Genomic DNA, 23,873 nt, shown 5'->3' on the forward strand with positions numbered 1-23,873 from the left:
TCCTACCACTCCCGTGCGCCAGTATGGTGCATGACGCCGGATCGGGGGAGAAGATCACGACTACCGCGCCGAAAACGGCGGCCCGGCACCTGATCGTTATCCCGCCGAGACGCCCCTCAGCAGGGTGTCCACCACCGCTTCGGGGTATCCGGCGGGCAGCCGGTTGCGCGGCGTCTTCACCGAGAACGGGCCGACGAGCATCGCCACGGCGACCTCGAACTCCAGGTCGGCGCGCAGCTCGCCGCTCTCGACCCCGCGCCGCAGCACCCCGCGGATGATCTCCCGGCGCGGCTCGATGACGTCCTGCTGGTAGCGCGCGTACAGGCCCGGGTACTTCTCCGCGCTGCCGACGACGTTCCAGAAGCACCTGCCGTACTTGGCGCGCCGGTCCGCGGCGAGGGCGGACGCGAGGGCCACCAGGTCCGCGCGGACCGACTCCCCCGCGGGCTCGGGCAGCGGCGGCTTGGCCTCGGCGAGGGCGCCGACGATCAGCGCCTCCTTGTTGGGCCAGCGCCGGTAGATCGTGGTCTTGCCGACGCCCGCGCGGGCGGCGACCGCCTCGATCGACACGCCGTCCACGCCCGACTCCGCGCCGAGCAGGTCCAGGGTGGCCTCGATGATGGCCTTCTCGGCGCGCTCGCTGCGGGGGCGGCCGGGGGCCCGGCCCGTCCCGGCGGCCCGGCCGGCCCCGCGGTCGGCGGGGCGGCCGGGCGCCGTCGCGGGCGCGGTGTCGCGGTCTGTCGTCTCGGTCATCGCAGGTCACGCTCTCATACCCGGGCGTCCTCCGGCTCGCGTTCGGGCTCGGGGAGAGCCGCGGGGGGCGCGGACGCGTCCCGTCCCGGCATCCACTTCAGCACGACCATCGCGCCGAGGAACGCGATGACGGCGGCGGCGATCGCGGCGGTGTGCATGGCGTGGACGAACGCGGCGTTCGCCGGGTCGATCAGGGCCTGGCCCGCCGGCCCCATCCGTCCGGCGACGGCGTGCGTGCTCTCGATCGACTGGCCCGCCGCCTCGCGCGCGCCGGCCGGGAGCGCGGCCAGGTCGCCGCGCAGGTCGTCGCGGTACACCTGGGCGACGACCGAGCCGAGGACGGCGACGCCCATGGCGACCGCGACCTGCCGGGCGACGTTGTTGACGGCCGATCCGGCGCCGGCCTTCTCGCGCGGCAGCGCCGACATGACCGACTCGGTCGCGGGCGGCATCACGTTGGCCATGCCGGTGCCCTGGACGAAGAAGACCAGGCCGAGCACCCAGAGCGGGGTGTCGGTGCCGACGAACTGGTAGCCGACGAGCGCGGCGGTGACCAGCAGGAGGCCGACGGTGCAGACGGCCTTGGCGCCGAACCGGCGGACCATGGCCGCGCTGCGCGGCGAGAAGACGAGCTGCGCCGCCGCGAACGGCAGCACCATCGCGCCGGACTGGAGCGGGGACAGGCCGCGCACCGACTGCATGTAGAAGTTGGAGAAGAAGAACACCCCGGCCGCGGCGAAGAAGCACAGCGCGATCGACGCGACGGCGGCCGACATCCGCGGGTCGCGGAACAGCCGCACGTCGAACGCGGGCTGGTCGGCGCGGGCCTCGTGCCAGACGAACAGCGCGAGCACCGCGAGGCCGGCCACGATCGGGCCGAGCACGCCGAACTCCAGCCAGGCGCCCTTCTCGCCGCCCTGGATGATGCCGTACGAGAGCACGATCAGGCCGACGATCGACAGCAGGACGCCCACGGGGTCGAGCCGCCCCGGGCTCGGGTTGCGCGACTCCGGCACGAGGAAGACCATCGCGACGACGCCGGCGGCGATCACCGGGACGTTGATCAGGAAGACCGAGCCCCACCAGAAGTGGGCGAGCAGCAGGCCGCCGGTGACCGGCCCGATCGCGACGGCGAGGCCGACCGCGCCGGCCCAGATGCCGATGGCGCGGGCGCGCTCGGCGGGCTCGAAGACGTTGGTGATGATCGACAGTGTCTGCGGCATGACCGCGGCGCCGCCGAGGCCCATCAGGGCGCGGGCCCAGATGAGCTGGTCGGGGGTCTGGGCGTACGCCGACAGCAGCGAGGCGACGGCGAAGACCGCCATGCCGCCGATGAGCACCCGCTTGCGGCCGATCCGGTCGCCGATCACGCCGAAGGTGAACAGCAGGCCGGCGAAGACCAGCGTGTAGGAGTTGATCGACCATTCGAGCTGGCTCTGCGTCGCGCCGAGGCCCTCGTCGGGGTCGGCGATCGTCTTGAGCGCCACGTTCAGGATGGTGTTGTCGAGCACGACGACGAGCAGGCCGACGGTCAGCACGCCGAGGATGGGCCAGCGCCGCCGGTGGATGGTCTGCGGATCCAAGTCGCTCCCAAATTCGATACGAGTACGTTTCGTAATACGGCGTCGAGCGTACGCCTCCCCTCTACGATACGCAACCGTATCGTTTTGTATTCCCGGGGACGCCTCGGACGCCCGGATGTGACGGAGATCAGGAATCGGGAGGGGTACCCGAATCGTTCACCAAGTGGCACGATCGGTTCCGTCCGGATACGCCACCGTGGCGATTCGAGACCGGAGGTACTCCATGTCTTCTTCAGCAGCGCCCGCGCAGCCGACCGCCCTCTACGGCGGCCAGCAGGGGCGAAGGGTCACCGTACGCGACATCGCCGCCGCCAAGGAGCGGCGCGAGAAGTGGCCGATGCTCACCGCGTACGACGCGCTCACCGCGCGGATCTTCGACGAGGCCGGCATCCCCGTGCTGCTCGTCGGCGACTCCGCCGCGATGGTCGTCTACGGCTACGACTCGACCATCCCCGTCACCGTGGACGACCTGATCCCGCTCGCCGCCGCCGTCGTGCGCGGCTCCAAGCGGGCGATGGTGGTCGCCGACCTGCCGTTCGGCTCGTACCAGACCGGCGTCCCCGAGGCGCTCGCGAACGCGACCCGGTTCATGAAGGAGACCGGCGCGCACGCGATCAAGCTGGAGGGCGGCCGGCGGATCCTCCCGCAGGTCGAGGCCATGGTCGCCGCGGGCATCCCGGTGATGGCCCACCTCGGCCTCACCCCGCAGTCGGTGAACGTCTTCGGCGGCTACCGGGTGCAGGGCCGCGGCGAGTCCGGCGAGGAGCTGCTCACCGACGCCAAGTCGCTGGAGGCCGCGGGCGCGTTCTCGGTCGTCCTCGAATGCGTGCCCGAGGACCTGGCCGCCCGCGTCACCTCGTCGCTGTCGATCCCGACGATCGGCATCGGCGGCGGCAACCAGACCGACGCGCAGGTCCTGGTGTGGCAGGACATGGCCGGGCTGACCCCGCACACCGCCAAGTTCGTCAAGAAGTACGCCGACCTCGGCGCCGCGCTCGGCGACGCCGCCCGCACGTACGCCGACGAGGTCGTCAACGGCGTCTACCCGGCGCCCGAGCACTCCTACCGCTGATCCCCGGGCCCCGGACCCCGGCGCGCGGGCCCGCCCGCCCCTCGCGGCGCGGTCAGGCCGTCGCGTCGGGGTTCGCGCGTGCGGCCTCGGGCGTGTGCGAGCCGTCCCCCTGCCCGGAGCCTCCGGCGCGTCCGCCGCCCGCGCTCCCCGCGCCGTTGCGGGGCGGCGGGACGGACGCCCTCGGGGGGTCCGCCGAGATCTCCTCGCGGAGGGTGTCGACGGCCGCGCTCAGCACGTCCGGCCCGGCGACGTTCATCAGCAGCAGGCCGAGGTTGAGCGCCATCTGCCCGTCGGTCATCTCGCTGCCCGCGAGGGCGTCCACCGCCGTGCGCAGGTCGGCCTGGTCCTCGGCGGAGACGTTCTGGAGCAGGCCGAGGCAGTAGGTGGGCAGCGCCAGCCGCGACCGGGCGAACGACACGCCCCGCATGATCTCGCCCGCCTCCTGCGCGCGGGTCTTGGCCTGCATCCGGTCCACGCCGCGGTCGGCGGCGGCGAGCAGCGAGGTCAGCAGCGTGCTCGGCCCGACCGCCACATCCTCGTCGCCCACCCGCACCGTGAACACCGCGCTGCGGAACACCATCATCGAGCCGAGGCTCGCGACGAGCACCTGCGTGGCGGACGCGACGTCCGGCGACCGCACGCCGAACCTCCAGTCGAAGGTGTGCAGCAGCAGCAGCGACCCCGCGCCGGCCGCCCCGTTGATCAGCACGTACGCCCAGGTGCTCGGGACGCGCAGCAGCGTGGCCGGGCGGTCCCGGTAGCGGCTGATCAGCTCGGCGACCCCGACCAGGCAGCTCAGCGAGACCGCGACGAGGTAACCGGTCATGCAGCGGGCCCGCCGGCGCTCCCCGCGCCGCGCGCGCCGCCCGCTCCCGGCCCCGGGCCGCCCGTGCCCGCCGCCGGGCCGTCCGTGCCGGGTGCGGGGTCGCCGGTGAGCCGGACGACCTCGTCGATCTCGTGCTCGACCGCGACCAGGCCCTGGTCGCGGAGCCGTTCGACGGCGTCGGCGACCTCCAGCAGCCCGAGCCGGGTGGCGTGGTGGATCTGCTCCAGCGTGAGCGGGCCCCGGGCCGCGCGGAGCCGTTCGAGGACGCGGCCGCGCGCGTCGGCGGCGCCCACGTCGTCGCCGTGGCCCTGCCCGGTGCGGGCCGGCTCCGCCGGTGGGGGGACGGAGCGGGGGGCGGTCACGCCTGCGCCGCGTCCCTGAGTGGTGAGGAACGTGCTCCACGGGTCCGCCGACCGGATCTGCCTCATCTTCACCTGCCCTGTCGCGTTCCGATCATATGGCGCGCCGGGGCGGGAACGGCGCGATGACCGGAAAAGTCCCATCCCCCAACATGCGCACTTGGACGCGCGCCGTCCAGGCTCCGCTCCGGCCGGTCCCGGAAGAATCGCCCCGCGGCCACCCGTCCGCGCGGGCGCCCGGTGGAACCCGGTGCCGTACGGCTACCGCTCCTCGCCGTCCGCGGCGTGCTCGCCCGCGCGCGGGGACGAGCGCGCCACGATGAGCCGGTCGCCGTCCCGCAGCAGGGAGCAGGCCGCGTGGTCGTACGGCAGCGTGCGGCCGTCGCGGACGATCGCGAGCGCGGGCTCGGGCACCGCCGAGATCGGGCCGCCGGTCTCCTCCGGGCGCACGTCGCGCTCGACCAGGTCGAGCCCGCTGCCCTGGTCGAGCAGGTCCTCGATGACCTCGCTGACGTGCGGCTGGCCGGTCGACACCCCGAGCAGCCGCCCGGCCGCCTCGGACGAGGTGACCACGTGGTCGGCGCCGCTCTGCCGCAGCAGCGGGACGTTCTCCGACTCGCGCACGGCCGCCTGGATGCCGGCCCGGGGGTTGAGCTGCCGGGCGGTCAGGGTGATCAGCACGGCGGTGTCGTCGCGGGCGCTGGCGACGACGATCTCGCGGGCGCGCTGCACCGCCGCCTGCTTCAGCACCGCGCTGCGGGTGGCGTCGCCGACGATGCCGACGAAGCCCGCCTCGGCGGCCTCGCCGACCACGCGGGGGTCGGGGTCCACCACGACGATCGACTCGCGGTCGACGCCGCTGCCGAGCAGGGTCTTGATGGCGCTGCGGCCCTTGGTGCCGTAGCCGGCCACCACGATGTGGTCGCGCACGCGGGCCCTCCAACGGGTCTTGCGCCAGTCCTCGCGGGTGCGCTCGGCGAGCACCTCCAGGGTGGTGCCGACGAGGACGATCAGGAACAGCACCCGGACCGGCGTCACGAAGACGGTGTTGACCAGCCGCGCCGTCTCGCTGACCGGCGTGATGTCGCCGTAGCCGGTCGTGGAGACGCTCACGGTGGCGTAGTAGAAGCAGTCGAGCAGCGAGAGCGTGCCGCCGGCGGTGTCGCGGTAGCCGCGGCGCCCGAGGTAGACGACGGCGACGACCGCGAACAGCAGCAGCAGGGCGATGCCGACGCGCTTCAGCACCGCGCGGAGCGGGCCGACGCGGGCCTTGGGCAGCAGGACCCTGGGCCGTCCCCCCGAGGGGCCCTCCTCGATCACCCCGCCACGATAGTGAATCCCCGGCGCGCCCGCGCCCGCGCGCTGGGCCCGCGGTCGCCGCGGCGCCCGATCAGACGTCGGTGATGCGCAGCCCGGCGTGGGCCTTGTAGCGGCGGTTGATGGAGATCAGGTTGGCGGTGAACGCCTCGATCTGATGGGCGTTGTGCAGCTTGCCGCCGTAGATGCCGCGCATGCCGGGGATGCGTCCGGCGAGGGCCTGGACGAGGTCGGTCGCCTCCCGGTCGTCGCCGAGCACCAGCACGTCCAGCGCCATCTCGTCCACCTCGGGGTCGAGCAGCAGCTTGGCCGACACGTGGTGGAACGCGGCGACCACGCGGCTGTCCGGCAGGACGGCGGCGGCCTGCTGCGCGGCGCTGCCCTCCTCGACCGGCAGCGCGTACATGCCCTTGCCCTTCTCGAAGCCGAGCGGGTTCACGCAGTCGACCACGATCCTGCCGCTCAGCTCCGCGCGCAGCGACTCCAGCGTGGCCTTGTGGCCGTCCCACGGCACCGCGACGATCACCACGTCGGACTCCCCCGCCGCGACCGGGTTCTCCGCGCCCCGGACCGGCAGCCCCGCGCCGAGGTCGTCGGCGGCCTGCTGGGCGCGCTCGGCCTTGCGCGAGCCGATCGTCACCCGGTGCCCGGCGAGGGCGAACCGGCGGGCGAGGCCCTTGCCCTGGTCGCCGGTGCCGCCGAGGATGCCGATGCTCAGGCCGCTCGCGTCGGGCAGGTCGTACGGGGTCTTCTGCTGCTCAGTCATGTCCGCGAGTCTGCCAGGTGGCGTCCCGGCGGGACCGATCCGGCCTCCCGGGTGCCGGAAACCGCCTGCTCCCGGCGGGACGTGAGGCACCATGGTCCCGTGGACGCCGAACAGGTGACGATGCTGCGCGAGGTGCTCGCGGCCACGGGCTGGCTGGACCGCACCCAGGAGTTCGGACGGGCGCTGCGGGTCACGTCCCGCACGCCGGGCGGGCTGATGCTCGTGGGCACCCCGGGCGACGACCCGTGGCACCTGGCGGCGCATCTCGACGACGAGAGCAGGCTCGGCGGGCTGCCGGGCCTCGCACCCACGCTGGTGCGGTGGGCGCCGCCGCCGGACGCGCCGCCGCATCTCAAGGTCGGGCTCGAACGGCTGGAGGAGGCCCGGCGGGGCGAGACGCTGTTCGTGGTCGCCGAGGAGGAGGCGCCCGTCCCGCTGCTGGAACGGGTCGACGACGCGCGCCGCACGGGCGCGGTGATCCTCGCGCTGGAGGGCGGCGACGAGGAGCTGCGCGGCCTCGCGCACGAGGCGCTGACCGTGCCCGCGAGCGAGCCCCTCGTGTCGTTCGACGGGGCCCAGCACCTGGTCAGCGCGGCGGCGGGCGAGGACCCGGCCGCGCTCCGCGCCGAGCGCGGCAGGGGCCTGCGGGGACGGCTCGCCAGGCTCCTGGAGACGGTCAGCGGCCCCACGCTCGACTGAGCCCCCTCCGGACACCCGTCCGGAGGGCGCTCCCGGTCGTCCTCAGTCGTCCTCGTCGCGGTCCTGGCGCCGCCACGCCTCGTTGCGCTCGCGGGCGAGGGCCAGCGCGCCGGCCGCGTCGGACTCGGAGGCGTACGGGCCCATCCGGTCCTTGCCCGGGCAGCCGGGCCCGTGCTCGACCCGCATGTGCCTGAGGCAGAACCACCAGTCGCCGTCGGTCTCGTCACCGCTCATGGGGAATCCTCCGCTCTCGCCGCCGCCTCCGGATTCGTGCCCGGCCGCGGCTGACTACACTCCATCACTATGACGACCCAACTACTCCGGCCCGGTCACGTGTCTCCCATGCGCAAGGTTCCCGCGCACATCGCGCGGCCGGAGTACGTGGGAAAGAAGCGCCCGAAGACCGGCGAGCCCGACGTCAAGACCCCTGAGATCATCGAGAAGATGCGGGTGGCGGGCAGGATCGCCGCGCAGGCGCTCGAAGAGGTCGGCAAGCACATCCGGCCGGGGGTCACCACCGACGAGCTCGACGGGATCGGGCACGAGTTCATGCTCGACCACGGGGCCTACCCGTCCACGCTCGGCTACCGCGGGTTCCCGAAGTCGCTGTGCACCTCGATCAACGAGGTGATCTGCCACGGCATCCCCGACGACACGGTGCTGCGCGACGGCGACATCATCAACATCGACATCACCGCGTTCGTGGACGGCGTGCACGGCGACACCGACGCGACGTTCCTGTGCGGGGACGTCGACGAGGAGTCGCGGCTGCTGGTCGAGCGGACGCACGAGGCGATGATGCGCGGCATCAAGGCCGTCAAGCCGGGCCGGGCGCTCAACGTGATCGGCCGGGTCATCGAGTCGTACGCCAAGCGGTTCGGCTACGGGGTGGTGCGCGACTTCACCGGGCACGGGATCGGGACGACGTTCCACTCGGGCCTGGTCGTCCCGCACTTCGACGACCCGGCGGCGACCACGCTGATCGAGCCGGGCATGACGTTCACGATCGAGCCGATGCTGACGCTCGGGTCGTTCGACTACGACATGTGGGCCGACGGCTGGACGGTCGTGACGAAGGACCGCAGGCGGACGGCGCAGTTCGAGCACACGCTGCTGGTGACCGATGACGGCCACGAGATCCTGACCCTTCCATAACCCCCTCCCGGCCGCTCGCCCGGGTACAAAAAGGATCTAGAGTCCACATCACCCATACCGGCCGGGAGATCCTCTAGATGAACGCCCCAGCGCCGTACGAACCGCGGGTCCCCTCCGACAGCATGCCGCCCGGCCGGGCGGCGCTGAGCGTGACGTGGGCGGCGCTGCCGTTCCTCACCCTCGGCTACGCCACCCCCTTCACCTTCGCGGGGGCGGCGCTGTGGCGGCGCAGCGCGCACCTGCTGGTCTCCTCCGCCGTCTACATCGCGATCTTCGTGCTGCTGGTGACCCTGATGCCGGACGTCGGCAAGCAGGACGGCGCGCAGCGGCTCGTCGGGATCCTGATGTTCGTCCTCGCGGTCGTCGGCTGCGGGCACGCGTTCCTGATCCGGCGCCGGGTGTTCGACCCCGACGGGCTCTCCGGGCTCGGCAACGACGCCGTCGTGGAACGGGTCCGGCAGCAGCGGCTGCTGCGCGACAAGGCCCGCCGGCTCGCGTCCGACGACCCGGGCCTGGCCCGCGAGCTGCGGATCGGCCGTCCCGACCTGCCGCGCCAGTACAAGGACGGCGGTCTCGTGGACGTCAACCACGCCCCGGCCGAGGTGCTCACCCTGCTGCCCGGGATCACGCCCGAGCTGGCCGTGCGGATCGAGCGGGTGCGGGAGGAGACCGGCGGGTTCGTGTCCGCCGAGGAGCTGGCGGCGCTGGCGGGCCTGCCCCCGGCGCTGACCGGCGACATCGCCGACTACGCGGTGTTCGTCCGCTGACGCGCGCCGTCCCGGCGGCCCCCGAGGTTGGCCGCGCCGGCGCGGGTATGCACGGGATGTGGCCGAGAAGAGACAGGACCGCCTCGCCGAGTACCGGGGCAAGCGCGACGCGGGCAGGACGCCCGAGCCCGTGCCGGACGAGCGCGACCTCCCGCACGGCGACGACGACACGTTCGTGATCCAGGAGCACCACGCGTCCAGCCTGCACTGGGACCTGCGGCTGGAGCGCGACGGCGTGCTCGTGTCGTGGGCGCTGCCGAAGGGCGTCCCGTGGAGCCCGAAGACCAACCACCTGGCCGTGCACACCGAGGACCACCCGCTGGAGTACGCCGCGTTCGAGGGCGAGATCCCGGCGGACGAGTACGGCGGCGGCGAGGTCTACATCTGGGACCGGGGGACGTACGAGACGCGCAAGTGGACCGACCGCGAGGTGAAGGCCGTGTTCCACGGCTCCCGCGTCACCGGGCTGTACGCGCTGTTCAGGACGCGCGGCAAGAACTGGATGATCCACCGGATGGACCCGCCCGCCGACCCCGACGCCGAGCCTCTGCCGGAGCGGGTGCGGCCGATGCTGCCGCAGGAGCGGGCCCGGCTGCCGCGCGACGAGGAGCACTACGGGTTCGAGTTCGCGTGGGGCGGGCGGCGGCTGCTGGCGTACGTCGAGGGCGGCCGGACGCGCTTCACCGACGGCCGGGGCCGCGAGGCGCGGTCCCCGGCGGGGCTCGGCGGCCCGCTCGGCGAGTCGCTCGGCGCCCGCCGGGTCGTCCTGGACGGTGAGCTCGCCTCGGTGGAGGGCCAGGAGACGTACCTGGTGTTCGACCTGCTGCACCTGGACGGGCATCCGCTGCTGGACGTCCCGTACGAGGAGCGCCGCGAGCGGCTCGGCGACCTCGGCCTCGCCGGGCCGCGCTGGCAGACCGCGCCCTGGTACCCGGGCGAGGGGCGGGCCGTCCGCGACACCGCCAAGGAGCGGGGCCTGCGCGGCGTCGTCGCCAAGCGGCTCGACTCGCCGTACGAGCCGGGCGAGCGCTCCGGCGCCTGGCGGCTGCTCAAGCTCTGACCCCCCGCGTTCGTCCCGTTCCGGCGCGGCTCCGCGACGCGCCGGGGCGGAACCGCCGGGCCCGCGTGCGCATCAAACGGACGTATCGCCCACTTTCGGCGCGTCGCCGCTGAAAACGATCACTAGCGGGCTAGAGTCCGGCCGTGCGGGCGAAACGGGCGGATAGGCGGGGGAACGGCGCATGATGGGGAAGACGCACGCCCTCAGCGGGGCGCTCGCGTGGCTGGCCGCCGTTCCCGTGCTGAGCCGGGACGAGTGGCTCGGCGACCACGCGATCCACCTGTCGCCCGCGCAGCTCGCCGCCGGGGCGGTCGTGTGCGCGGGCGCGGCGCTGCTGCCCGACGTCGACCACCACAACGGCCGCATCGCCAACACCTTCGGCCCGATCACCCACACGTTCTGCAAGTGGGTCGGCAAGGCGTCGGGCGGGCACCGGCAGGCCACCCACTCGATCCTGTTCGCGGTCGCGATGGGCTGGGCGATGGACTGGCTCGCCACCAACCTCGTGTACGGCTGGTGGGCCGCGCTGTTCGTCATCGTCGGCTTCGGGCTGCGCGGGATCGGCCTGGACTTCGAGGGCAAGGAGCCGCAGTCCGCGCTGGCCGACTGCGCGGTCGCGGGCATCGCGGTGTGGGCCATGCACGACCTGGACATGACGTTCGTCGGGTTCGCCGTGACGCTCGGCTGCCTCGCGCACGTGGCGGGCGACTGCCTCACGCCGCGCGGGTGCCCGGTGCTGTGGCCGTTCCCCTGGCGGCTCGACGTCCCGGTGATCCCCCGTACGGACGGCAAGGTCGAGCGCTGGGTCGTCGCGCCGCTGCTGACCCTCGGCATCGCGGTGATGGCGATCCGCTCGGTGATCGGCGAGGTCACCACCCGCTGGCTCACCAAGGGCTGACCCCGCGCCGCGGCCGGTCAGGGGGCGCGGGGGGCGGCGGGGCGGAGGTCGGGGAAGTCCGAGCAGCCGAGGTCCTCCCACTCCCGGAGGTCCGCGCCGAGCAGGCCGGTGACCCAGACGCTGTTGTCCATGCCCGGCCGCGTGCGCGGGCCCGGCTTGAAGCTGACCAGGCCGGTGAGCCGTACCTTGGTGACGCCGGGGATCGTCTCGGCGGTGCACGCGACCTGCGCCTGCGCCCGGCGCGACCACAGCGGCTGCCGCTTCCTGAGCTCGGCCACGGCGTCCTTGGCGTCCAGCCGAACGTCCAGCCGCACGTCCACGTCCAGGACGCCGCCGGTCGGCCCGCCCTGGGTGGGGGACGAGCGGGCCGAGAGCCGCAGCGGCTCCGGGACCGCGGTGGTGAGGCCGCGGCGCCGCTCCCCGCTGGTGGGCGGGATGGCCAGTTGCGAGACCGCCGCGTACGGGTGGCCCGGCAGTCCCGGGCGCACCGTGGACGCGAGCCGTCCGTCCGGGCCGACGAGGAAGACCGTCATCGGACCGGCCTGCCCGGAGGCGGGCGGCCCGTCGCCCGCGGTCACGATGCCGGTCGGCTGGATGCCGCAGCCCGCCCCGGCCGCCCCCGCCGCGGCCCCCAGCAGGACCAGGCCGGCCGCGGCCGTCCACGCGTGCCGCAGGCCCCTCATGCCAGCAGGTCCCGGTAGCCGGCGCAGGGGACCCGCCGGTTGAGCGCGTCCTCCCAGGTCGCCAGCGTGACGGACGAGACGCCCGGGATCGCCTCGGCCGTGCAGGCGACCTGCGCCTTGGCCAGGCGCGTCCAGCGGGTGAGGTACGGCCCGCCGTACTCGGCGACGACGAGCTGCCCCGGCCGGTCCCCCGCCTGCGCGCTGAGGGGCCGCCGGATCTCGGTGGTCAGGCCGCGGCGCCGGTCCTGCGTGGTCGGCGGGACCGAGAGCTGCTCGATGGCCAGGTAGGGGTGCCCGGGACGGCCGGGCCGCGTGACCCGGTGCAGCCGCGCGCCCTGGACCAGGTACACGGTGACGTCGGCCGCGTACCCGGACGCGACCGGCCCGGCCCCGGCGCTCACGATCCCCGTCGGCTGGACGCCGCACGCGGCGGCGAGCACGACGGGCACCACCGCGGCCGCCACCGCGGCCAGCGGCCGCGCCGCCGCCGGCAGGAGCGACCGCGCCGCCGTCCGGAGGGGTGGTCGGGGCCTTGCGCTCACTCGGGTTCCTCCGGGCGGTTCCTTCGCTCCGGTTGGTTTTCGGGCGGGGGCTCGTTCTGCTCCAGGGGGAGCCACAAGGTGAACACCGCGCCGCCTTCCGCGGCGTTGGCGGCGTCCAGGGTGCCCGCGTGCAGGACGGCGTTCTCCCGCGCGATCGACAGGCCGAGGCCGCTGCCCTCGCTGCGGGACCGCGCCGCCTCCGCCTTGACGAACCGGTCGAACGCGACGGAGAGCAGGTCCTCGGGCAGTCCCGGACCGCGGTCGGTGACGGTCAGCGCGAAGCCGGGGACGCCCGCGCGCGTGGACGCGGAGAAGGCCGCCCGGACGGGCGGGCGGCCGTGCTTGAGGGCGTTGCCGACCAGGTTGGCGACCACCACGTCGAACCGGCGCGGGTCCAGGCGGGCGACCAGGTCGCCCGGACCGTCCACCTCCACCCGGTCGCTCCAGCCGCGGGCGCGCAGCGTCGCGGCGACCGCGTCCGCCACGACGACGTCGTCCAGGACGAGCGCGGCGGCGCCGGCGTCGAACCGGCTGATCTCGATGAGGTGCTCGACGAGCTGCCCGAGCCGCCGGGTCTCGGCCACGATCAGCCGCGCCGCCGTGCCGCCCTCGTCGGAGGCGGCGGTCTCCTCGGCCAGCACGTCGGTCACCGCGATCATCGAGGTCAGCGGCGTGCGCAGCTCGTGCGAGACGTCCGCGACGAACCGGCGGGACGCCGCCTCCATCGCGCGCAGCTCGGTGACGGTCCGCTCCAGCGCCTCGGCGGTGCCGTTGAACGTGCGGGCGAGGTCGGCCAGCTCGTCCCGGCCCCGCACGTCGAGCCGGATGGCGAGCTCGCCGTCGCCGAGGGCGCGCGCGGCGTCGCCGAGGCGGCGCACGGGGCGCAGCACGCCGCGCGTGGCGAGCAGCGCGAGCGCGAGCGCCGCGACCAGCGCCAGCAGGTCGGCGATGCCGATCGCCTTGGTGTAGGAGCTGAGGTCGGCGGCCTCCTTCGCGAGGCTCGCCGAGACGTACACGACCGGCGGGGAGGTGCGCCAGGGCTCGTCCTCGGTGGTGGTGTACTCCGACATCCGGGTGCCGACCAGCAGGTACGGCCTGCCGTCCCGGACGATGCGCTGGAACACCATCCCCTTCTGCGCCCGCTTGGCGAACGCCTTGCTGACCGGGACGTCCAGCGCCGTCCGGGCGGGGAGGTTGACGGTCCCGTCGAACGTCATCGGCACCGCCGCCGCCTTGCGCCCGCCGGCCGTGGCCAGGGTGCCGGCGAGCTCCAGCCCGAGGTCCTTGTTGACGTCCGGCGGGAGCTGCGGGGGACCTGCCGGGCGAGCGTCTGCCGCACCTCGGCGAGGACGGTGTCCTGCGCTCGCTGGAGCATCGCGTTGCGCAGCAGCACGTAGGAGATGCCGGACGCCAGCACCGACGCCAGCAGCGCGACCGCCGTGAACGCGGCGGCGAGCCGGGCCCGCAGCCCCGTGAACCACCGGCGCCGCGTCCCGTCCTCCGGGCCCCCGCGCGCCGCCCCGGCGAGGGCCACCGGCCGGGTCCGAGGCGCGGCGGAACGAGGCGCGGCGGAACGAGGCGCGGCGTCCGGAGCCGCTTCGGGCGTCCGCGCCGGGCCGCCGCGATCACGGCGCCACGAAGCGGTAGCCGAATCCCCGGATGGTCTCGATCAGCCGGGGCTCGGCCGGCTCGTCCTCGATCTTGGCGCGGACCCGCTGCACGCAGGCGTCCACCAGCCGCGAGTCGCCGGGGTAGGTGTGCTCCCACACCTCCGACAGCAGGTGCTGGCGGGTCAGCGCCTGCCCGGGGCGGCGGGTCAGCTCCAGCAGCAGGCGCAGCTCGGTCGGGGTGAGGCGGATGTCGCGGCCTCCCTTGGTCACCCGCAGCGCCGACCGGTCGATCATCAGGTCGCCGTACGCGGACCGGTCGGCGTGGGTCTGCTCGGCGCGGCGCAGCACCGCGCGGATCCGGGCGTCCAGCACGCGGGGCTCGACGGGCTTGACGACGTAGTCGTCCGCGCCCGCCTCCAGGCCGAGCACCACGTCCAGGTCGTCGCCGCGCGCGGTGAGCAGGATGACCGGCAGGTCGTCGTCGCGCCGGATGCGGCGGCAGACCTCGATGCCGTCGATGCCCGGCAGCATGACGTCCAGGATCGCGATCTCCGGGCGGCGGGCGCGCAGCGTGTCCAGGCCGTCCTCCCCGGTCGCCCGGGAGGTCACGCTGTGGCCCTGCCGGGTCAGCGCGAGCTCCAGGGCGGCCCTGGCGGACGGGTCGTCCTCGACGAACAGAATGCTGGCCACCCGAGCATTATCGGACATTCGGCCCAATGGTCCCGGCCGTGTCACAGGATCCGGACATTTCCCGAACGCGATCGGGACAGCCCGCCGTGACGGTTGAGGGCATGACGCTCGTGATCGATCCCCCTCGGCGCACGGCGGCCGTTCCCGTGCGGCGCCCCCGCCGCATGCTGCCCTGGCTGCTGGCGGCAGGCTGGTTCGCGCAGGTCTGCGTGCGGCTCTGGTTCGCCCGCGCCCGTACGGGCCCGGTCGCCAACCCCGACGAGACCGGCTACCTGGTCGCGGCGCGCTGGCTCGCCGGCGGGCACGGCGCGGACCTGTCGGACAACACGTTCTACCAGGCCGGCTACCCGCTGCTGCTGGCCCCGGCGTACTGGGCGAGCCACGATCCGGTGACCGTCTACACCATCGTCCTGGTGATCAACGCGCTGGCGGGGGCGTGCCTGTTCCCCCTCGGCTACCTGGCGGCGCGGCGCTTCGGCCTGTCCCGCCGCTCCGCGCTGCCGCTGGCGTGGGCCGCCGCCCTGCTTCCGGCGGTCACGGTGTTCGGCGCGTTCGCGCTGGCGGACGCCGTCCTGCCCGTCCTCGTGCTCGGCTGGCTGCTGCTGCTCGACCGCTTCGCCCGCGCGGGCCGGGCGCGCGACGCCGTCGCCGCGAGCGCCGTCGTCGGCTGCGCGGCGTGCGTCCACTCGCGCGGCAGCGTCCTGCTGGCGGTGCACGTCGGCGCGCTCGCCGTCCTCGCCGCGTACGCCTGGTTCCGCGCGCCGCGCGCGGGCGGCCGGGAGGACGGGCCGCAGGGCGGGGCGCCCCGGGGCGGGGCGCCGCGGGCGGCGTGGGCGCGGGCCTGCCTCGCGGGACTCGCCGCCGCCGTCGCGGTCTACCTGCTGGAGTCGTGGCTGAACGACACCCTGAAGGCCGCGCTGTACCCGGGCGGGACCCGCGACCTCGCGGGCAACCTGGAGCACCGGCTGACCACGCTCGACGGGCAGGCGTGGGCGCTGTCCGGCGCGGCCGGGCAGGTCTGGTACCTGGTCGTCTCCACCTGGGGGCTGGCGGGCGCCGGGCTCGTCGCGGTCGCCGCGGCGCTGCTGCGGCGCCGGACGCCCGCCGGGACGCGGGTCGCGGCGGGCGCGCTGCTCGCGGCCACGTGCGGGATCGCGTACGCCTCGTCGGCGGCGCTGCCCGACGAGCACCGGGTGGGCAACTTCGTGTACGGCCGCTACCTGGCCTGCCTCGCCCTGGTGTACGCCCTGGCGGGGCGGCGGTCCTGGTCAGGGCGGGGACGCGCCCGGCGGCACGGTGCGCCGCGGGGGCCGCGCTCGTGCTCGCCGGGACCGGGCTCTGGGTCACCGCGTACGCGGGCGAACGGCTGCGCACCCACTCCTACATCGCGTTCGACTTCCCGGAGACCTCGTTCCTGACGGGCGACCGCACGGCCCTGCATCTCGTCGCGGCGTCGTTCGCGGCGCTCGGGCTGCTGTGCGCGTTCCTCGGGGCGGGCCGGGCGGGCGGGCGCGCTCCGGTCGCCGTCGCGCTCCTGCTCGCCGGGGTCAACGTGGCCGCGGCGACGTTCGTGGCGGGGCCCTCGCCGAAGCGGGTCGAGCCCGTCCCGCCGCTGGCGCGCGCGGCGGTCTCCGGCGGGGTGGCCGTCGATCCGTCGCTGGACTGGCGGCTGCGGACGATGCTCATGTACCCGGTGTGGTGGACGCGGATCGGCCGCACCGACACCCGCGCCGGGCAGCCCGCCCCGGGCGTCTGCACGGTCGTCGTGGGCCTGCCCGAGGGCGCTCCCGTCGCCGCGTCCTGGCCCCGCCACCCCGCGGGCTGGCGTCCCGAGGAGCACCGCTCCTGGAACCTCCGCTGGGTCGCCTGGTACGCCCCGTCCTGCGGCTGACGCCCGCACGCCCGCACGCCGGCATGCCGGCATGCCCGCACGTCGGCCTCGCGCCCCGGCCGCGTTCGGCGACCGGGGCGGGGCCGGGGCTCGGCGCGGGAGGGGCGCGGCCGTTCAGAAGCGCGTGACCAGGGCGATCCGGTCGTGGTCGACGAGGAAGCCGTCCGAGACGAACGTCACCTCGCCGCCGTACTCCAGGACGGTCTCGATCACGTGGTCCACCACGTCGTCCACGACGTCGGCGCCTCTCAGCGCGCCCGGACGGCCCTCGACCGGCACGAACTCCTCGACCGTCCGCACCGCGGCGGCGTAGTAGCCGCGCTCCACGACCAGGTGCTCGCCGCGTCCCTCCTCGGCCAGCCCGAGCACCTCGCACAGGCCGCCCGCGTACCGCTGGAGCGAGCGGGCCGCCTCCAGTTCGGCGAGGACCGCGACCTCGCGCAGGTCCTCGTAGGCGTGCAGGACGGGCCTGGCCCGTTCCACCAGCGTGCTCGGCGCGGCGCCCTCGTGGCTGCCGTCGATCCGGCCCGCGACGGTCACGTGCGGCCCGGCCATCTCGTCGAAGTACGCCTGGTGCCGGGTGACGCCCGCGACGACCACGGGCCGCCGGTCCCGGGCGAGGACGCGGTCCAGGGCGGCGAGGGTGTCGCGCAGGCGCCTGCGGCGCGCCTCGTCGGCGGTCTGCCCGGCGCGCGGCGACAGCCTGCCGCCGTACCCCTCGTCCTCGGCCGCGCCGGGCCGCACCGGGAACCCGGCGGCGGTCACCTCGGCCAGCTCCTCGCCCTCGCCGTCCCACAGCCGGTCGCACTGGTCCGACAGCGACAGCAGCCAGTAGCGCCGGGCGCGGGTGTAGGCGGCGACCAGGTCGCGGGTCGCGAAGCCGGTGTCGACGATCACCCGTTCGTCCACGGGCTGGTCGATGGCGAACGCGTGGCGCTCCCCGCCGGGCGCCGCGAACAGGACCAGCCCGTCGGCGGCGTGCCGGGGGTCCAGCTCCCCGGCGGCGTCCTCCAGGCCGCGCACGATCTGCTCGGCGGCGTCGGGCGGCACCCGGGCGTCCGCGCTCAGCCGCCGCCGCACCTCCGCCAGGAGGTTGCGCAGCCGGATCGGGTCCTGCCGGTTCTCCGGCCCGCGGCGGTGCGTCGGCATGAGCACCGACACCGCCGGGAAGGCCCGCGGCTTGCGCAGTTCGGACAGGGTTACGGCGTCCATGATCCCCCGATCGTCGGCCTTCGTCCCTACTGCCTCATTCATAACGAACCGCAGGTAAACGAGGTGTAAGCGGGGATCGAGGATCGTTCCGGGTAAAGCCGGGACCCGATGCGGCCAAAGATGGCGGGCGCGCCGCGCGCCGTGCTGGCGCGGCGTTCCCGGACCGGGGAGAACCGCACCGGAGGTGGTCTCTGGTGGACATGAAGTGCGGCACGGCCGCGGGCGCGGGCGCCGTCGCCCTCGCCGGGGCGCTGCTGCTCGCCGGGTGCGGCGGGAGCGCCGAGGACGGCAGCGCGGCGAACGGGACCGGCAGGCGGGCCCCGGCGAGCCCCGCGCCGGGCTCGGGCTCGGGCTCCGGCTCGGGTTCCGGGTCCGGGTCCGGATCGGCGGCCCCGGTGCCGGACGCCGGTACCGCGGGCGAGGTCGAGCAGCAGTACGAGAAGGTCGTCAACGCGGTCCTGCCCTCGGTGGTCAAGATCGAGACCGACCGGGGCGAGGGCTCGGGGGTCGTCTACGACGGCGGGGGCGACATCGTCACCAACGCGCACGTGGTGGCGGGGGCCGACCGGATCGAGGTGACGTCCGCGAGCGGCGGGCAGCCGATGAAGGCCACCCTGGTCGGCGCGTTCGCGCCCGACGACCTCGCCGTAGTGCGGGTCGGCGGCGGGTCGCTGCGCCCGGCCGCGTTCGCCGACTCCGGCTCGGTGCGGGTCGGGCAGATGGTGCTGGCGATGGGCAACCCGCTCGGGCTGTCGGGCAGCGTCAGCAACGGCATCGTCTCGGCGCTCAACCGGACCGTGTCGACCAAGCGCGAGGGGGCGTTCCCGGGCGCGACGATCGGCAACGCCGTCCAGACCAGCGCGGCGATCAACCCGGGCAACAGCGGCGGCGCGCTCGTCACGATGAACGGGCAGGTCATCGGCGTCCCGACGGCCGCCGCCTCGGATCCGCAGATGGGCGGCGCGGCCGTCGGCATCGGGTTCGCGACGCCCAGCAACACCGTCAAGCGGATCGTCCCGCAGCTCGTCCGGGACGGGAAGGTGGCCCAGTCGGGCCGGGCCGCGCTCGGTGTGACGGTCCGTACGATCATCGACCCGCGGAGCGGCCGGGAGACGGCCGTCACAGTGACGGAGGTCGAGTCGGGCGGGGGCGCGGCCAAGGCGGGCGTGGCGACCGGCGACCTGATCCTCTCGGTGAACGGCACGCCGACGCCGAACCAGACCGAGCTCGCCGAGGTCCTCGCGGCCCTGCGGCCGGGCGACAAGGCCAAGGTCCAGCTCCAGTCGCGGAACGGCTCGAAGCGGACCGCCGACATCACCCTGGGCGAGCTCCCGGGCACCTGACCGCGCCGCCGGGGCCCGGAGCCGTCCCGCGGGCCCCGCTACCGTGCGGGCCCCGCTACCCGTGCGGGGTCCGGGCTCTCAGGCCGTCCATCATCACGGTGGTCAGCGGGTCGTCGGCGCGCGCGCCGGGGCGGCACACCACCACGCCGAGCAGGTCCACGACCTCGCTCGGCGTGACGTCCCGGCGCAGCGTGCCCTCCCGCTGCGCGTCCGCGACGAGCCCGGCGAGCAGCGCGCCGCACTCCCGCTGGAGCGCGCGGCGTTCGGGGCGCCCGGTGCCGCCGTCCTCGGCCAGCTTCTTGATCAGCGCGAACGGGCGGCCAGCGCAGTACTCGACCACCCGGCGCAGCACCTCCCAGCGCGGCGCGTCCCCGGCGGACCGCTCGCGGACGAACGCGTTCAGGCCGCGCAGCGCGTCGGCCCCGATCTCCTCGACCAGCTCGGCGCGGTCGGGAAAGTGCCGGTAGAGCGTGCCGACGCCGACCCCGGCCGCCCGCGCGATGTCCTCCATAGGGACGCAGGGCTCCCGCTCGGCGAACAGCTCCAGCGCCGCCGCGAGGATGCGCTCGCGGTTGCGCCGCGCGTCGGCTCGCACGCCTCCCGCCCCCCTTAACCGGAATCCTGAGTTCAGGTTACCCTAGGGCGAAAACGGAACCGGAATATCCGATTCATCCTGGAGGAACCATGCGCATCGGCCTGTTCACCATCGCGGGCGCCGCGCCCCTGGACGCGCTGACCGGCCTCGCGCGGGACGCCGCGGAGGCCGGGCTCGACAGCGCGTTCTTCGGCCAGACGACCGACTTCGACGCGATCACCGTCGCGGCGCTCGCCGCGCGGGAGGCCCCCGGGATGGAGGTCGGCACGGCGATCGTGCCGACCTACTCCCGCCACCCCCTCGCCATGGCCGCGCAGGCGATGACCGCCCAGGCCCTTGCCGGCGGCAGGTTCACGCTCGGCATCGGCCCGAGCCACCCCCAGATCATCGAGGAGCAGTACGGGCTGCCGTACGAGCGCCCGGTGCGGCACGTCCGCGAGTACCTGACCGCGCTGCGCCCGCTGCTGCGCGGCGAGGAGGTCGGGTTCCGCGGCGAGACGCTCAGCGCCTCGGGCCGGGTGGACGTCCCCGGGACGCCCCCGCCGTCGGTGATCATCTCAGCGCTCGGCCCGGTGATGCTGCGCCTCGCGGGCGAGCTCGCCGACGGCACGGTCACCACCTGGACGAACGCCGCCGCGATCGCCGACCACATCGTCCCGGCGATCACCAAGGCGGCCGCGGCGGCGGGCCGGCCCGCGCCGCGCGTCCTCGCGGGCGTCGTGGTCGCGCTGACGGACGACGCGGAGGGCACCCGCGCCGCCCTCGCCGAGCGGCTCGGCTTCGCCGGGTCGTTCCCCGGCTACCGCGCCCACCTCGAACGCCAGGGCCTGTCCGGCGTGCACGAGACGATCATCGCCGGGGACGAGCGGGAGATCGGCCGCCAGGTGGCCCGCTTCCGCGACGCGGGGACGACCGACCTGCTCGTCAGCCCCCTCGGCCGGGAGCGGGAGCTCATCGAGCTCCTCGCCTCCCTCCGCTGACCGCCGCCGGACCGCCGTCCTCCGCCGGCCCGCCGGCCGCTGACCGCCCGCCCGCCGCCCGCGCGCTACCGCAGGCGCTCGATCACCGGGCCCAGGGCGTCCATGAACGGCGCGTGCACCGTGATGTTGGTGAACCCGAACCGCTCGCGGCCCGCCAGGAGCTGCTCGGCGATCTGCTCCTCGGTGCCGAGCAGCAGGAACGGCGTGTCCAGGACCTGCTCCACGCTCATGTGCGGCAGGTGCTTGGCGGCGAGCTCCTGGGCCGCCGCCCGCCGGTCACCGGTCACCCGCACCTGCTGGACGAGCGCGCTCAGCTCGATGCCGCCGAACCGCTCCCCGGCCCTCTCCCGGACGAACGCCACGCGCTCCTCCGCCTGCTCCGCCGTGCCGAGCAGCAGCGTCCCCGGCGGCCTGCCCTCGGCCTGGTACGTCCCCGCGACGGCCACGATGTCGGCGCGCTCGGCGGCGACCCGCAGCACCCGGTCGCCCGTCCCGCCGACGAGCAGCGGCGGCCCCGACCCGCCGAACCCGGTCCGCTGCACCGGTTCGAGCCCGGCCAGGCCGTAGAACTCGTTGACGGCCGCCCGCTCCTCGTAGCCGGACGAGGCGAACAGCCGCCCGAGCTCCTCGATCGTGTCCTCCATCCGCGCGGCGCGCGCGCCGAACGGCTCCCACGGGATGCCCGCGGCGTCGAACTCCCACTTCATGTGGCCCGCGCCGAGCCCGACCTCCAGCCGTCCGCCGGTGAGCCGGTCCACCGAGGCGATCTCGCGGGCGAGCAGGTGCGGGTTCCAGAACGGCACGTTCAGCACGAGCGACCCGACGCGCAGCCGCTCGGTCGCCTCCGCCGCCGCGACCATCGTCGGGAACGGCGCGGGGGAGCCGAGGTGGTCGGGCACCATCGCCACGTCGTAGCCGTACCGCTCGCCGCGCCGGCACTGGTCGATGAAGTCCTGGCGGGACTTGATGTCGAAGAAGTTGAACCCGAAACGGAAACCTCTCATCGCCCGATCATGCCCCGCGCCGCCCGTCCGGAGCATCCCTCTACGCCCCTCGCGTAACCCTTGCGCCCCCCGCGAACGCCGTCTGAGGCCGAAGCCCCCGCGTTCTCGGCGGGCCCGGTCAGCCCGGGGTGATGAAGCCCGTCTCGTACGCCAGGATGACGGCCTGCGTGCGGTCGCGGGCCTGGAGCTTGCCGAGCAGGTTGCCGACGTGCGTCTTGACGGTCTGCGGGCTGACGTAGAGCTCGGCGGCGATCTCGGCGTTCGAGCGGCCCTTGGCCATCAGCCGCAGCACGTCCGCCTCCCGCTCGGTGAGCCGCCCGTGCCAGGGCGCGCCCGGCGCGGGCCCCGCCCCGCCCGAGGGGGCGTGCTCGGCGGCGAGGGCGCGGATGGCGGCGGGGAAGAGCAGGCTGTCGCCGTTCGCCACCATCCGGATCGCCTGGAGGATCTCCTCGGGACGGGTCCGCTTGAGCAGGAAGCCGTTCGCGCCCGCCTTGAGCGCGTCGTAGACGTACTCGTCGTTCTCGAACGTCGTCACCACGATGATCTTGGGCGGCTCGGGGCGGTCGCCAGGATCCGGCGGGTCGCCTGGATGCCGTCCAGCTTCGGCATCCGCACGTCCATGAGGATCACGTCCGGGCGCAGCCGCGCCACCTGCCCGGGGACCTCCGCGCCGTCGGCGGCCTCCCCCGCGACCTCCAGGTCCGGCTCCGCGCCGATGATCGCGGCGAGCCCGGCGCGGATCAGCCGCTCGTCGTCCACCAGCAGCACGCGGACCGTCATGACCCGGACCTCAGCGGCAGCGAGACCCGCACGCGCCAGCGGTCGCCGTCGGGGCCCGCGCTCATCCGGCCGCGCAGCACGGTGACGCGCTCGCGCATCCCGCGGAGCCCGCGCCCGCCGCCGTGGCCGCCGCCCTGCGCGGGCGCGCCCAGCGGGTTGCTCATCGCCATCTCCAGTCTGTCTCCGGTCACGCCGATGCGCAGCCGCACCGGCACCTTCCCCGCGTGCCGCAGGGCGTTGGTCAGGCCCTCCTGCACGATCCGGTACGCCTCGCGCGACACCGCCGCGGGCACGTGCGCCACCTCCGCGCCGACCTCGGCGTCGAGCCGCACCCCGGCGATCCTGGTCTGCTCCAGCAGCCGTTCGAGATCGTCGAGGGTCGGCTGCGGCGCGGTGCGGGACGGGTCCTCGCGCAGCAGGCCGAGCACGTGGTCCAGGTCCTCCAGGGCGGCGCGGGCCGACTCCTCGATCGCGCCGAGCGCCTCGCGCGCGAACTCCGGGTCGGTGCCGAGCACCCGGCCCGCCGCGCCCGCCTGGAGGGTCACCACGCTCAGCGCGTGCCCGACCGAGTCGTGCAGCTCCCGCGCGAGCCGGTTGCGCTCCGCGAGCCGTACCGCGCGGGCCTCCATCTCATGGAGCCGCTCGGCGGCGGACGGTCCGAGGAAGCGCGGCGCGAGCCGCGACAGCAGCGCGCCCGCGGCGACGATCACCGCGGCCAGCGCCGCCAGGGCCGCCAGCCCCGCGAACGGCGCGGGCCACTGGTGCCAGGCGCCGCTCCAGCCCCACGATTCCAGGAACCGGCCGTCCCACGACACCAGCGGCGCGATGATCAGCACCACCGCGAACGGCGGGACCGCGAGGCTGAGCCCGCTCACCACCACGCCGGTGAACAGGTGCGTCCCGAACCACGCCGCCGTGCGGAACCGGCTCTCCCACGACCGCGCCGACCCGGGCACGAGCGCCGCGCACGGCCCGCCCAGCAGCTCCTTCGCCATGGAGCTCTCCAGCAGCCGCACGGTCGGGACGAGCCCGGTGACGAACGTCCCGGCGGCGGGCAGCACCAGCAGCACGAGGAGGAACTTGGCGACCGTCCCGAGGAACGACAGCGCCGGCGTGATCGTGATCGCGAGGAACCAGTACGGCATCAGCAGCGCCCCGCCCACGACGAGGTAGGACCACCGTCGCCAGGTGGTCCCCGCGATCAGCGGACGGAGGATGCGGTGCACACGACGATCCTGGCAGAACGCGCAGCCCGTTCTCCTCCCCCGCGCGGCGGGCCGCCTCCCCC

26 protein-coding genes and 1 pseudogene are annotated in these 23,873 nt (G+C 74.9%); 10 read left to right on the forward strand and 17 right to left on the reverse strand.

The genetic code is table 11. From position 1 onward, the window contains the following. Positions 1 to 96 precede the first annotated feature (96 nt). Together GEV43_RS02100 and GEV43_RS02105 are read right to left on the reverse strand one after the other, a co-directional pair. Complete coding sequence (locus GEV43_RS02100) at positions 97 to 753, reverse strand: TetR/AcrR family transcriptional regulator (protein WP_160819248.1); 657 nt, start codon at positions 751 to 753, stop codon at positions 97 to 99. 14 nt (positions 754 to 767) lie between these two features. Further along, complete coding sequence (locus tag GEV43_RS02105) at positions 768 to 2,336, reverse strand: MFS transporter (RefSeq protein ID WP_160819249.1); 1,569 nt, start codon at positions 2,334 to 2,336, stop codon at positions 768 to 770. A 223-nt stretch (positions 2,337 to 2,559) separates the two neighbouring features. On the opposite strand from GEV43_RS02105, the gene panB reads away from it, so the two are divergent. Continuing rightward, on the forward strand, positions 2,560 to 3,408 hold the full coding sequence (panB, locus tag GEV43_RS02110) for a 3-methyl-2-oxobutanoate hydroxymethyltransferase (protein WP_160819250.1): 849 nt from the start codon (positions 2,560 to 2,562) through the stop codon (positions 3,406 to 3,408). Positions 3,409 to 3,460: 52 nt separating this feature from the next. On the opposite strand, the gene GEV43_RS02115 is transcribed toward panB, so the two are convergent. From GEV43_RS02115 to npdG, 4 genes are all read right to left on the reverse strand, one after another. Next, positions 3,461 to 4,234, reverse strand: coding sequence for a hypothetical protein (locus tag GEV43_RS02115; protein WP_241682742.1), 774 nt, complete (start codon positions 4,232 to 4,234; stop codon positions 3,461 to 3,463). Beyond that, positions 4,231 to 4,662, reverse strand: a complete 432-nt coding sequence (locus GEV43_RS02120; protein WP_160819251.1) for a hypothetical protein — start codon at positions 4,660 to 4,662, stop codon at positions 4,231 to 4,233. Before GEV43_RS02120 ends, GEV43_RS02115 begins: the two co-directional genes overlap by 4 nt. 192 nt (positions 4,663 to 4,854) lie before the next feature. Then, positions 4,855 to 5,913 (reverse strand): NAD-binding protein, encoded by a 1,059-nt coding sequence (locus tag GEV43_RS02125; RefSeq protein ID WP_309239405.1) that lies wholly within the window; start codon positions 5,911 to 5,913, stop codon positions 4,855 to 4,857. Between the two features lie 70 nt (positions 5,914 to 5,983). Next, a complete protein-coding gene (gene npdG / locus GEV43_RS02130; protein WP_160819252.1) occupies positions 5,984 to 6,676 on the reverse strand; it encodes an NADPH-dependent F420 reductase in 693 nt (230 codons plus the stop codon). Between the two features lie 99 nt (positions 6,677 to 6,775). Here npdG and GEV43_RS02135 point away from each other — a divergent pair, with 99 nt between their 5' ends. Further along, positions 6,776 to 7,375 carry a hypothetical protein gene (locus GEV43_RS02135; RefSeq protein WP_309239406.1) on the forward strand — a complete coding sequence of 200 codons (600 nt, stop codon included), beginning with the start codon at positions 6,776 to 6,778 and terminating at the stop codon, positions 7,373 to 7,375. Positions 7,376 to 7,417: 42 nt separating this feature from the next. Here GEV43_RS02135 and GEV43_RS02140 read toward each other — a convergent pair whose 3' ends face one another. Further along, the gene (locus GEV43_RS02140) at positions 7,418 to 7,609 is read right to left on the reverse strand and encodes a hypothetical protein (RefSeq protein ID WP_160819253.1); all 192 of its coding nucleotides are present in this window, start codon (positions 7,607 to 7,609) and stop codon (positions 7,418 to 7,420) included. A gap of 69 nt (positions 7,610 to 7,678) precedes the next feature. Between GEV43_RS02140 and map the strand changes: the two genes are divergently transcribed. The 4 genes from map (at position 7,679) to GEV43_RS02160 (ending at position 11,255) form a co-directional block, all read left to right on the forward strand. Next, on the forward strand, positions 7,679 to 8,530 hold the full coding sequence (gene map / locus GEV43_RS02145; protein WP_160819254.1) for a type I methionyl aminopeptidase: 852 nt from the start codon (positions 7,679 to 7,681) through the stop codon (positions 8,528 to 8,530). A 77-nt stretch (positions 8,531 to 8,607) separates the two neighbouring features. Continuing rightward, positions 8,608 to 9,297, forward strand: a complete 690-nt coding sequence (locus GEV43_RS02150) for a helix-hairpin-helix domain-containing protein (protein WP_160819255.1) — start codon at positions 8,608 to 8,610, stop codon at positions 9,295 to 9,297. 58 nt (positions 9,298 to 9,355) lie between these two features. After that, positions 9,356 to 10,357, forward strand: coding sequence for a DNA polymerase ligase N-terminal domain-containing protein (locus GEV43_RS54550; RefSeq protein ID WP_160819256.1), 1,002 nt, complete (start codon positions 9,356 to 9,358; stop codon positions 10,355 to 10,357). A gap of 181 nt (positions 10,358 to 10,538) precedes the next feature. Next, positions 10,539 to 11,255, forward strand: coding sequence for a metal-dependent hydrolase (locus tag GEV43_RS02160; RefSeq protein WP_175249964.1), 717 nt, complete (start codon positions 10,539 to 10,541; stop codon positions 11,253 to 11,255). Between the two features lie 17 nt (positions 11,256 to 11,272). On the opposite strand, the gene GEV43_RS02165 is transcribed toward GEV43_RS02160, so the two are convergent. From GEV43_RS02165 to GEV43_RS02185, 5 genes are all read right to left on the reverse strand, one after another. Next, a complete protein-coding gene (locus GEV43_RS02165; RefSeq protein ID WP_160819257.1) occupies positions 11,273 to 11,938 on the reverse strand; it encodes a hypothetical protein in 666 nt (221 codons plus the stop codon). Continuing rightward, positions 11,935 to 12,480, reverse strand: a complete 546-nt coding sequence (locus tag GEV43_RS02170) for a hypothetical protein (RefSeq protein WP_160819258.1) — start codon at positions 12,478 to 12,480, stop codon at positions 11,935 to 11,937. The genes GEV43_RS02165 and GEV43_RS02170 overlap by 4 nt, the downstream gene beginning before the upstream one ends. After that, entirely contained in the window at positions 12,477 to 13,697 is a 1,221-nt protein-coding gene (locus GEV43_RS02175; RefSeq protein WP_206681420.1) for a HAMP domain-containing sensor histidine kinase, read from the reverse strand. The genes GEV43_RS02170 and GEV43_RS02175 overlap by 4 nt, the downstream gene beginning before the upstream one ends. Continuing rightward, the gene (locus GEV43_RS02180; protein WP_160819260.1) at positions 13,694 to 14,014 is read right to left on the reverse strand and encodes a hypothetical protein; all 321 of its coding nucleotides are present in this window, start codon (positions 14,012 to 14,014) and stop codon (positions 13,694 to 13,696) included. Before GEV43_RS02180 ends, GEV43_RS02175 begins: the two co-directional genes overlap by 4 nt. A gap of 91 nt (positions 14,015 to 14,105) precedes the next feature. Then, a complete protein-coding gene (locus tag GEV43_RS02185; protein WP_309239407.1) occupies positions 14,106 to 14,780 on the reverse strand; it encodes a response regulator transcription factor in 675 nt (224 codons plus the stop codon). A gap of 101 nt (positions 14,781 to 14,881) precedes the next feature. Here GEV43_RS02185 and GEV43_RS02190 point away from each other — a divergent pair, with 101 nt between their 5' ends. Together GEV43_RS02190 and GEV43_RS02195 are read left to right on the forward strand one after the other, a co-directional pair. Further along, the gene (locus GEV43_RS02190) at positions 14,882 to 16,198 is read left to right on the forward strand and encodes a hypothetical protein (RefSeq protein ID WP_160819262.1); all 1,317 of its coding nucleotides are present in this window, start codon (positions 14,882 to 14,884) and stop codon (positions 16,196 to 16,198) included. Then, positions 16,099 to 16,671, forward strand: coding sequence for a hypothetical protein (locus GEV43_RS02195; RefSeq protein ID WP_160819263.1), 573 nt, complete (start codon positions 16,099 to 16,101; stop codon positions 16,669 to 16,671). Before GEV43_RS02190 ends, GEV43_RS02195 begins: the two co-directional genes overlap by 100 nt. Positions 16,672 to 16,785: 114 nt before the next feature. On the opposite strand, the gene GEV43_RS02200 is transcribed toward GEV43_RS02195, so the two are convergent. After that, positions 16,786 to 17,883, reverse strand: a complete 1,098-nt coding sequence (locus GEV43_RS02200; protein WP_160819264.1) for a hypothetical protein — start codon at positions 17,881 to 17,883, stop codon at positions 16,786 to 16,788. Positions 17,884 to 18,083: 200 nt separating this feature from the next. Here GEV43_RS02200 and GEV43_RS02205 point away from each other — a divergent pair, with 200 nt between their 5' ends. Next, positions 18,084 to 19,226, forward strand: coding sequence for a S1C family serine protease (locus GEV43_RS02205; protein WP_160824238.1), 1,143 nt, complete (start codon positions 18,084 to 18,086; stop codon positions 19,224 to 19,226). A gap of 55 nt (positions 19,227 to 19,281) precedes the next feature. On the opposite strand, the gene GEV43_RS53570 is transcribed toward GEV43_RS02205, so the two are convergent. Next, positions 19,282 to 19,821, reverse strand: a complete 540-nt coding sequence (locus GEV43_RS53570) for a TetR/AcrR family transcriptional regulator (protein ID WP_160819265.1) — start codon at positions 19,819 to 19,821, stop codon at positions 19,282 to 19,284. An 89-nt stretch (positions 19,822 to 19,910) separates the two neighbouring features. Between GEV43_RS53570 and GEV43_RS02215 the strand changes: the two genes are divergently transcribed. After that, a complete protein-coding gene (locus GEV43_RS02215; protein WP_160819266.1) occupies positions 19,911 to 20,801 on the forward strand; it encodes a TIGR03564 family F420-dependent LLM class oxidoreductase in 891 nt (296 codons plus the stop codon). A gap of 65 nt (positions 20,802 to 20,866) precedes the next feature. Here the strand turns inward: GEV43_RS02215 and GEV43_RS02220 are convergent, their stop codons facing one another. The 3 genes and pseudogenes from GEV43_RS02220 to GEV43_RS02230 all read right to left on the reverse strand — a co-directional run bounded on the left by GEV43_RS02220 (position 20,867) and on the right by GEV43_RS02230 (position 23,811). Beyond that, positions 20,867 to 21,805 carry a TIGR03621 family F420-dependent LLM class oxidoreductase gene (locus tag GEV43_RS02220; RefSeq protein WP_160819267.1) on the reverse strand — a complete coding sequence of 313 codons (939 nt, stop codon included), beginning with the start codon at positions 21,803 to 21,805 and terminating at the stop codon, positions 20,867 to 20,869. Positions 21,806 to 21,923: 118 nt separating this feature from the next. Then, positions 21,924 to 22,585 (reverse strand): annotated as a pseudogene (locus GEV43_RS02225) (response regulator). Continuing rightward, the gene (locus GEV43_RS02230) at positions 22,582 to 23,811 is read right to left on the reverse strand and encodes a histidine kinase (protein ID WP_309239408.1); all 1,230 of its coding nucleotides are present in this window, start codon (positions 23,809 to 23,811) and stop codon (positions 22,582 to 22,584) included. The pseudogene GEV43_RS02225 and the gene GEV43_RS02230 overlap by 4 nt, the downstream one beginning before the upstream one ends. Positions 23,812 to 23,873 lie beyond the last annotated feature (62 nt).

Origin of the sequence: Actinomadura sp. J1-007 (genome assembly GCF_009793335.1) — a bacterium.
In the GTDB taxonomy this organism is placed as follows: Bacteria; Actinomycetota; Actinomycetes; order Streptosporangiales; family Streptosporangiaceae; genus Spirillospora; species Spirillospora yumaensis.